The sequence below is a fragment of the Streptomyces misionensis genome (genome assembly GCF_007896895.1).
GTDB classification, from domain to species: domain Bacteria; phylum Actinomycetota; class Actinomycetes; order Streptomycetales; family Streptomycetaceae; genus Streptomyces; species Streptomyces misionensis_A.
Window position 1 is genome coordinate 93,387 of the sequence record NZ_VOGW01000105.1, and the last position, 7,957, is coordinate 101,343.

General features: G+C 71.5%; 6 protein-coding genes. 4 read left to right on the top strand and 2 right to left on the bottom strand.

The window, feature by feature from the left end; translation table 11 throughout:
- Positions 1-874: chitinase (locus FRZ03_RS19010; protein WP_222443393.1), on the top strand; the 874-nt coding region annotated here is incomplete at its 5' end.
- A gap of 227 nt (positions 875-1,101) precedes the next feature.
- Here FRZ03_RS19010 and FRZ03_RS19015 read toward each other — a convergent pair.
- Together FRZ03_RS19015 and FRZ03_RS19020 are read right to left on the bottom strand one after the other, a co-directional pair.
- Positions 1,102-2,526, bottom strand: coding sequence for a GH1 family beta-glucosidase (locus FRZ03_RS19015; RefSeq protein ID WP_146466361.1), 1,425 nt, complete (start codon positions 2,524-2,526; stop codon positions 1,102-1,104).
- A 105-nt stretch (positions 2,527-2,631) separates the two neighbouring features.
- A complete protein-coding gene (locus tag FRZ03_RS19020; RefSeq protein WP_146466362.1) occupies positions 2,632-3,681 on the bottom strand; it encodes a LacI family DNA-binding transcriptional regulator in 1,050 nt (349 codons plus the stop codon).
- A gap of 492 nt (positions 3,682-4,173) precedes the next feature.
- On the opposite strand from FRZ03_RS19020, the gene FRZ03_RS19025 reads away from it, so the two are divergent.
- The 3 genes from FRZ03_RS19025 to FRZ03_RS19035 all read left to right on the top strand — a co-directional run bounded on the left by FRZ03_RS19025 (position 4,174) and on the right by FRZ03_RS19035 (position 7,830).
- The gene (locus FRZ03_RS19025) at positions 4,174-5,490 is read left to right on the top strand and encodes an ABC transporter substrate-binding protein (protein ID WP_146466363.1); all 1,317 of its coding nucleotides are present in this window, start codon (positions 4,174-4,176) and stop codon (positions 5,488-5,490) included.
- 424 nt (positions 5,491-5,914) lie between these two features.
- Complete coding sequence (locus FRZ03_RS19030) at positions 5,915-6,907, top strand: carbohydrate ABC transporter permease (RefSeq protein WP_146466364.1); 993 nt, start codon at positions 5,915-5,917, stop codon at positions 6,905-6,907.
- Positions 6,908-6,921: 14 nt separating this feature from the next.
- The gene (locus tag FRZ03_RS19035; protein ID WP_146466365.1) at positions 6,922-7,830 is read left to right on the top strand and encodes a carbohydrate ABC transporter permease; all 909 of its coding nucleotides are present in this window, start codon (positions 6,922-6,924) and stop codon (positions 7,828-7,830) included.
- Positions 7,831-7,957 lie beyond the last annotated feature (127 nt).

Sequence of the window (7,957 nt, forward strand, 5' to 3'; positions counted from 1 at the left end):
CTACGTGGACACCTCCCTCTACCCGGCCTACGACCTGCTCGGCGCCGCCGACGCGACCGGGGTGAAGAACTACAACCTGGCGTTCCTCACCGACGGCGGCGGCTGCGTCCCCAAGTGGGGCGGCGTCACCGAGCTGACCAGCGACGCGGTGGCCGCGCAGATCGGCGCCCTGCGGGCCAAGGGCGGTGACGTCCGGGTCTCCTTCGGCGGCGCGTCCGGTTCCGAACTGGCCACCACCTGTTCCTCCGCGGACGCGCTCGCGACGGCGTACGGCAAGGCGATCGACGCGTTCAAGCTCACCAAGGTCGACTTCGACGTCGAGGGCGGCGCGCTGCCCGACACGGCCGCCAACACCCGCCGCGCCCAGGCCATCGCCAAGCTCCAGGCCCAGCACCCCGGCCTGGACGTCTCCTTCACCCTCCCGGTGATGCCCGAGGGCCTCACCCAGGACGGCGTGAACCTGCTGACCGATGCCAAGGCCAACGGCGTCCGGATCGGCACCGTCAACATCATGGCGATGGACTACGGCTCCTCCTACGGCGGCGACATGGGCGGCTACGCCGAGCAGGCCGCCACCGCCACCCAGGCCCAGGTCAAGAGCGTGCTCGGGCTCTCCGACGCGGCCGCCTGGAAGGCCGTCGCGGTCACCCCGATGATCGGCGTCAACGACGTCTCCTCCGAGGTCTTCACGGTCGACGACGCCACCCGGTTGGCGGACTTCGCCAAGTCCAAGGGCCTCGGCGGCCTGTCCATGTGGTCGGCCGCCCGCGACCAGCAGTGCCCCGGCGGCCCCAAGCCCTCCGCCGACCCCACGTGCAGCTCCATCAGCCAGGACAAGTACGCCTTCGCCAAGGCGTTCGCCACCTTCGGCTGACCGCCGCCACCCCCCACAGTCGGCCCCGGCCGGGCCCCCCGCCTCGGCCGGGGCCGACCCTTCACCGGGCGGGCCGCCGCCCTCCCGCCGTACGTCCGGCGGCGGGACCGGGGCCCGGCCCGGTGGTCATCGGCGCGCCGGCCGGCGTCCCGCCCGGGCGAGCCGCTCCGGCGGAAGGCCGCCCGAGCGGGCCGCCGCGGCGACCGGCCGCGCGCTCCCCGCGCCCGTCAGACACGCTCCACCGGCGGCAGTCCCCCGGTCCGTGCCGCGCTCGCGTACCAGAGGGCGCTCGACTTGGGGGTGCGCTCCTGGGTCGCGTAGTCCACGTACACCGCGCCGAACCGCTTCTCGTAGCCGTACGCCCACTCGAAGTTGTCCATGAGGGACCACAGGTAGTAGCCGCGCACGTCGGCCCCGTCGGCGATGGCGCGGTGCACCTCGGCGAGGTGGGCGCGCAGGTAGGCGACGCGCTCGGGGTCGTGCACCCGGCCGTCGGCATCGGGCTTGTCGTCGTAGGCCGCGCCGTTCTCCGTCACGTACAGCCGGAGCCCCGGGGCCTCCCGGGAGTAGCGGGTGATCAGGTCGTACAGGCCCCCCGGCTCGACCGTCCAGCCCATCGCGGTGCGCTCGCCCGGCGTCTGGTGGAACGCCACGTCCTCCGAGCCCGGCCACGGCGAGTGCGTGCTCGACCCGTGCCCGTCCGCGCGCGGGCCCTTCGGCGCGGACTCGGGCGAGGAGACCAGCGCCGGGGTGTAGTAGTTGAGACCCAGCGCGTCCAGCGGCTGGTTGATCGCCGCCAGGTCCCCGTCGAGGACGTACGACCAGTCGGTGACCGACGACGTGGCCTCCAGCAGCGTGGCCGGGTAGGCGCCGTGCAGGATCGGGCCGTGGAAGACCCCGTTGGCCAGGTCGTCGATCCGCCGCGCGGCGGCCAGGTCCGCCGGGCTCTGCGTCAGCGGCCGGATCACCTGGGAGTTGAGGCTGACCGCGATGGAGCCGTGCGCGGGCAGCACCGAGCGCAGCGCCTGCGTGGCCAGCCCGTGCGCCAGGTTCAGGTGGTGGGCGGCGCGCAGGGTGGCCGCCGGTTCGGTCCGGCCCGGCGCGTGCACCCCGGAGCCGTAGCCCAGGAAGGCGCTGCACCAGGGCTCGTTGAGCGTGATCCACTGCTCCACGCGGTCGCCGAGCGCCTCGCCCACGAGCTGCGCGTACTCCGCGAAGCGCAGCGCGGTGTCCCGCTCCGGCCAGCCGCCCGCGTCCTCCAGCTCCTGCGGCAGGTCCCAGTGGTAGAGGGTGACGGCGGGCTTGATGCCGTGGGACAGCAGCTCGTCGACCAGCCGGCGGTAGAAGTCCAGGCCCGCCTGCGCGGCGGGGCCCCGGCCGGTGGGCCGCACCCGCGGCCAGGACACCGAGAAGCGGTAGGCGTTCAGGCCGAGTTCCGCCATGAGGGCCACGTCGTCGCGGTAGCGGTGGTAGTGGTCGACCGCGATGTCGCCGGTGTCGCCGCCGGCCGTCCTGCCGGGCGTATGGCTGAAGGTGTCCCAGATCGAGGGGGTACGGCCGCCCTCCCGCACGGCGCCCTCGATCTGGTAGGCGGACGTCGCCGCGCCCCAGAGGAAGGCGGGAGGGAAGGACACGGTCATCGGTTCGGGCATGGAATCGCTCCCACGAGTCGAGTGGGACCATTATGCATGGGAGCGCTCCCATAGAGAACGGGCGGACCACTGGCGGTCTTCGAGACGCCAGGTTCCGGGGCGCTTCTAGGCCGACTGCCGCACCACCAGTTCGGTCGGCAGCACCACCGCCCGGTGGCCGGTGCCGCGGTGGGCGATCTCGTCCAGCAGCAGGCTCGCCATGGTGCGGCCCATCTCCGCCAGGGGCTGGCGGACGCTGGTCAGCGGGGGGTCGATGTGCCGGGCCACGATCGAGTCGTCGAAGCCGACGAGGGCCACGTCCCCCGGCACCCGCCGGCCGGCCGCGCGCAGCTCCAGCACCGCGCCGGAGGCCATCACGTCGGAGGCGGCGAAGACGGCGTCGAGGCCGGGGCGCCGGCGCAGGAGCGCGCGCATGGCGGCCCGCCCGCCCTCCTCGGTGAAGTCGCCGGACGCGATCAGGTCCGCGTCGACGGCGAGACCCGCGCGCTCCAGTGCCTCGCGGTAGCCGTCGAGCCGCTCCCGGGCCACGTCCATGTCCATCGGGCCGGTGATCGTGGCGATGGTCCGGCGCCCGCCCGCCAGCAGGTGCTCGACCGCCACCCGGGAGCCGCCCCGGTTGTCGGCGCGGACGTGACCGAGCCGCTCGGTGTCGCTGCGCCGCCCGGCCAGCACGGTCGGCACGGCGAGTTCGTCCAGCCGGTCGGGCAAGGTGTCGTCGCTGTGCACGGCCATCATCAGCACCCCGTCCACCCGCTGCGCGGACAGATAGGCCGCGAGGCGCGCGTACTCGGACTCGTCCCGCGCCAGCACCAGCAGCAACTGCATCCCGGCACCGGCGAGTCCGGCGGAGACGCCCCGGATGATCTCCGAGAAGTACGGCTCGGAGAAGAGCCGGTTCTCGGCGTCGGGAACGACCAGGGCCACCGAGTCGGTGCGCCGGGTGACCAGGGAGCGGGCGGCGCGGTTGGGGACGTAGCCCAGTTCGGCGATCGCCTGCTCGACCGCGGCGCGGGACCGGTCGCTGACCTTGGGGGAGCCGTTGATCACCCGCGAGACGGTGCCGCGGCCGACCCCGGCCCGGGCGGCGACGGCGTTCAGAGTCGGGCGCCGGACGTCCGCGGTCCTGTGCGGCTGCGGCAGTTCGGCAGTGCTCATCGTTCACCTTCCGGTGCTTGGTGGGGGGTGGCCTCATTCTGGCCCAGAAATGTCCGGCCACCGGTCCCGCGGGTCGCGCGGTGCGGCCGTTCCCGCCGTCGCGACCACGTTGACCTGCGCGGATGAGACGGGTCAGGTGAGCGGGCGGCTGATCTGACGTTCTTTCAGGTGACACATGAACGTGACGTGCTGAACACGCTTGCGCAACAACGCCGTTTTCAAGTCTTGACACGTGGCCCGGCAGCAACGAGTCTTCCGGCATGCCGCGTGGGAGCGGTCCCACGGGGTGACCGGGGCTTGCTCCCCCGTGGCTGAAAGCTCACTAAAGGTCCTTCCCTCTGCACCCATTGACACGCCGTTGACCAGCACCTTCATCGCACGCCGAGCGCTGTGGGCTGGCCGCTGCTCGAACCGAGAGGGCAGGTCCGGACCGTCGGACGCCGGCGGTCGGATTCCTGAGGTCCGTTCCCCACTGGAACAAGGAGTAGTGGAATGCGCATCACCCGTACCGGCGGCCACGGCCGCAGAGCGGCGGCCGTGGCCACGGCGGTCCTGGCGGCCTCCGCCGTGCTGCTGACCGGCTGCAGCAGCGACGGCGACTCGAACGCCTCGGACTCCAACGGGAACATCACCCTCAAACTGGCCGACTTCGGCCAGTTCGGCTACAAGGAAGCCGGCCTGCTGGAGCAGTACCACAAGCTCCACCCGAACATCACGGTCAAGGAAGAGACCACCGCCAACGAGCAGGACTACTACCCGAAGCTGCTTCAGCAGTTGAACTCGGGCGGCGGTTTCGGCGACGTCACCGGCATCGAGGTCGGCCGCATCAAGGAGGTCGTGGACACCCAGGCGGGCAAGTTCGCGGACCTGAGCAAGTCGATCAACGTGGGCGACTGGGTCTCCTGGAAGGAGAAGCAGGCGACCGCGCAGGACGGCTCGGTGATCGGGGCCGGCACCGACATCGGCCCGATGTCCCTGTGCTACCGCAAGGACCTGTTCCAGAAGGCGGGTCTTCCCACCGACCGCGAGGCCGTGGCGAAGGCGGTCTCCGGCGGCTGGGAGGACTACCTCAAGCTGGGTGAGCAGTACCAGAAGAAGGCGCCCGCGGGCACCCACTTCATGGACTCCGCGAGCGCCATGTACAACGCGGTCGTCAGCTCCTCCTCGCAGCAGTACTACGACGCCTCCGGCAAGCCGGTCTACAAGGACAGCGCCTCCGTCAAGCAGGGCTGGAACCTGGCCGCCGAGGCCGCCTCGAAGAAGCTCAGCGCGGGCCTGGCCCAGTTCCAGGACCCGTGGCAGGCGGCGCTGCGCAAGGGCACCGTGGCCACCGTGGTGTGCCCCGCCTGGATGGCCGCGCAGATCTCGACCTACTCCGGTGACGCCTACAAGGGCAAGTGGGACATCTCTCGCGCTCCCGGCACCACCGCGGCCAACTGGGGCGGCTCCTTCCTGGCCGTGCCCAAGGGCGGCAAGCACGTCAAGGAGGCCATCGACCTCGTCAAGTGGCTGACCGCCCCCGAGCAGCAGGCCGCCGTCTTCAAGGCCGTCGGTGTCTTCCCGTCCAACAAGGGCGCGTACCAGCTGGCCAGCGTGAAGAACGCCAAGCTCCCGTACTTCAGCGACGCCCCGATCGGGCAGATCTACGCCGACGAGGCCAACTCGATCCCGGAGGCGGTGCTCGGTCAGAAGGACGGCGTGATCAAGGACACGATCTCCACCCAGATCAACAACATGGAGCAGCGCGGCACCAAGCCCGACAAGGCCTGGAAGGACGCCACCGACACGATCGACAAGGCGATCGGCTGACGACCGACGGGTGCGGGCGGCCCCGGCGGCCGCCCGCACCGCGCCCGCGCGGAGCCGTGTGCCGGCTTCCGTCGCGGGCGCGGGGCCGTCGAGCGGGGCGGGCCGGGCACCGGGTCATGGACAGCGGGCCCTGGACCGGCACCACCACGCTCGGCAGGACCACACCCTGACCGGCGCTTTCCGCCAGACCGCCACGTCGGCGGGGGCCGCCGGCCGGGCAGGCACCAGGCCCCAGGCCGGTGCCCGGCGGGACCGGACCCGGCGTCCGGTCCCGCCGGGGCCGGCCCCGCACGCACGTCAGGCCGCGGCGCGGGCCGCTCGGCACTGCAGTCCATCCGCACAAGGAGCGGCGGGACGGGCGCCCGGTTCCTGAACGCGTCACTCGCCCCGTACCCGGCCCAAACCTTCAGGGAAGGACTCCCTCGTGGCAACGACAACCCCCGTACGGGGCACCAGCACCCCGCCCCCCGGCGGCTCCGGCACCGTGCCGAACGGCCGCGGCCGGTGGCGCAGCAGGCTGTGGCGCTTCGACGACCTCGCGTCGCCGTACGCCTACATCGCCCCCTTCTTCCTCGTCTTCGGCGCCTTCGGGCTCTACCCCCTCCTCTACACCGGCTGGATCGCCCTGCACCGGGTGGAGATGACGAGCCTGAGCCAGTCCCAGTGGGTCGGCTTCGACAACTTCGCCAAGATCCTCCAGGACTCGGAGTTCTGGACGGCGGTCGCCAACACCTTCGTCATCGGCGTCCTCTCCACCGTCCCGCAGCTGCTCGTGGCCCTCGGGCTGGCGCATCTGCTCAACTACAAGCTGCGCGCCAGCACGTTCTGGCGGACGGTCATCCTCACCCCGTACGCGACCTCGGTGGCCACCGCCGCCCTGGTCTTCGCCCTGGTCTTCCGGGCCGACGGCGGCGTCCTCAACTGGGTGCTGCACTTCTTCGGCGCGGGCAACACCGACTGGGGCAACGGGGAGTGGACCTCGAAGATCGCCATCTCGGTCATCGTGATCTGGCGCTGGACCGGCTACAACGCGCTGATCTACCTCGCCGCCATGCAGGCGGTGCCCAGCGATCTGTACGAGGCCGCCTCGATCGACGGAGCGACGCGCTGGCAGCAGTTCCGCAAGGTGACGATCCCCGCGCTGCGGCCCACGATCCTGTTCACCATCGTCATCTCGACGATCGGCTCCATGCAGCTGTTCGGTGAGCCGCTGCTGCTGCAGGGCGGCACGCTCGGTGCCGTCGGCGGCAGCGAGCACCAGTACGAGACGCTCAGCATCTACCTCTACAACTACGGCTGGAAGCTCGGCCACTTGGGCCCGGCCGCGGCCGTGGCCTGGGCGATGCTCGTCCTGCTGCTGCTCATCGCCTTGATCAACTGGATCGTCGGCCGGTTCGTGCGCAAGAACGCGGCCTGACGGGAGCGATATCGATGACCACGATCAGTCCCACCAACACCGCCGCGCCGGAGCTCCTCGCCAACGAGGGCAAAGGCCGCCGGCGCTTCAAGATCGGCGCCGGCCAGCAGCTCAAGGGCGGCCCGTTCACCTATATCGCGCTCGTCGTCGTCGGCCTGGGCTCGATCCTCCCGCTGTACTGGACGCTGGTGGCCGCCTCGCACGACCAGCAGCGGGTCCTGGACACCCCGCCGCCGCTGATACCCGGCGGCAGGCTGTGGAGCAACCTCCAGGCGGCCTGGGAGCAGGCCAACCTGGGCAAGGCCATCGTCAACAGCGTGATCGTGGCCGGCTGCATCACCGTGGCCACGCTGTTCTTCTGCACCCTCGCCGGTTACGCCTTCGCCAAGATGCGCTTCCGCGGCCGTGGCGTGCTGATGACGGCGGTCATCGCCACCCTGACCATTCCGCCGCAGCTCAGCGTGGTCCCGCTGTTCATGCTGATGTCCGACATCGGCTGGGGCGGCAAGCTGGAGTCGGTGATCTTCCCGACCCTGGTCGGCGCCTTCGGCGTCTTCTTCATGCGCCAGTACCTGCTGGAGGCGCTGCCCTACGAGCTGATCGAGGCGGCCAAGGTGGACGGGGCGAGCAACATCCGCATCGTCTGGAACGTGGTCCTGCCCGCGGCCCGGCCCGCGATGATGGTGCTCGGCATGCTCACCTTCGTGCAGGCGTGGAACGACTTCTTCTGGCCCTTCCTCGCGCTGAACCAGGAGAACCCCACCATCCAGGTGGCGCTCGGCCAGCTCAGCGCCTCCTACACCCCCGACCAGAGCATCGTCATGGCCGGGGCCCTGATCAGCACGCTGCCGCTGCTGGTGGTCTTCGTCGTCTTCGGCAAGCAGATCGTCGGCGGCATCATGGCGGGCGCCGTCAAGGGCTGAGGCCCCGGGCCCGCGCTCCGCGGCCGGGCCCGTCCCCCGCGTCCCGCCGGGTACACCCCGCGCGGCCCGTCCGGTACGACCCGCACACTGTCCGGCCCGCCCCGCGCGCGGGCCGGACAGTGTGCGG

What these genes read in the sequence shown, in the direction of transcription:
- FRZ03_RS19015 (WP_146466361.1), bottom strand. Translation starts at nt 2,526, where the DNA reads ATGCCCGAACCGATGACCGTGTCCTTCCCTCCCGCCTTCCTCTGGGGC.
- FRZ03_RS19020 (WP_146466362.1), bottom strand. Translation starts at nt 3,681, where the DNA reads ATGAGCACTGCCGAACTGCCGCAGCCGCACAGGACCGCGGACGTCCGG.
- FRZ03_RS19025 (WP_146466363.1), top strand. Translation starts at nt 4,174, where the DNA reads ATGCGCATCACCCGTACCGGCGGCCACGGCCGCAGAGCGGCGGCCGTG.
- FRZ03_RS19035 (WP_146466365.1), top strand. Translation starts at nt 6,922, where the DNA reads ATGACCACGATCAGTCCCACCAACACCGCCGCGCCGGAGCTCCTCGCC.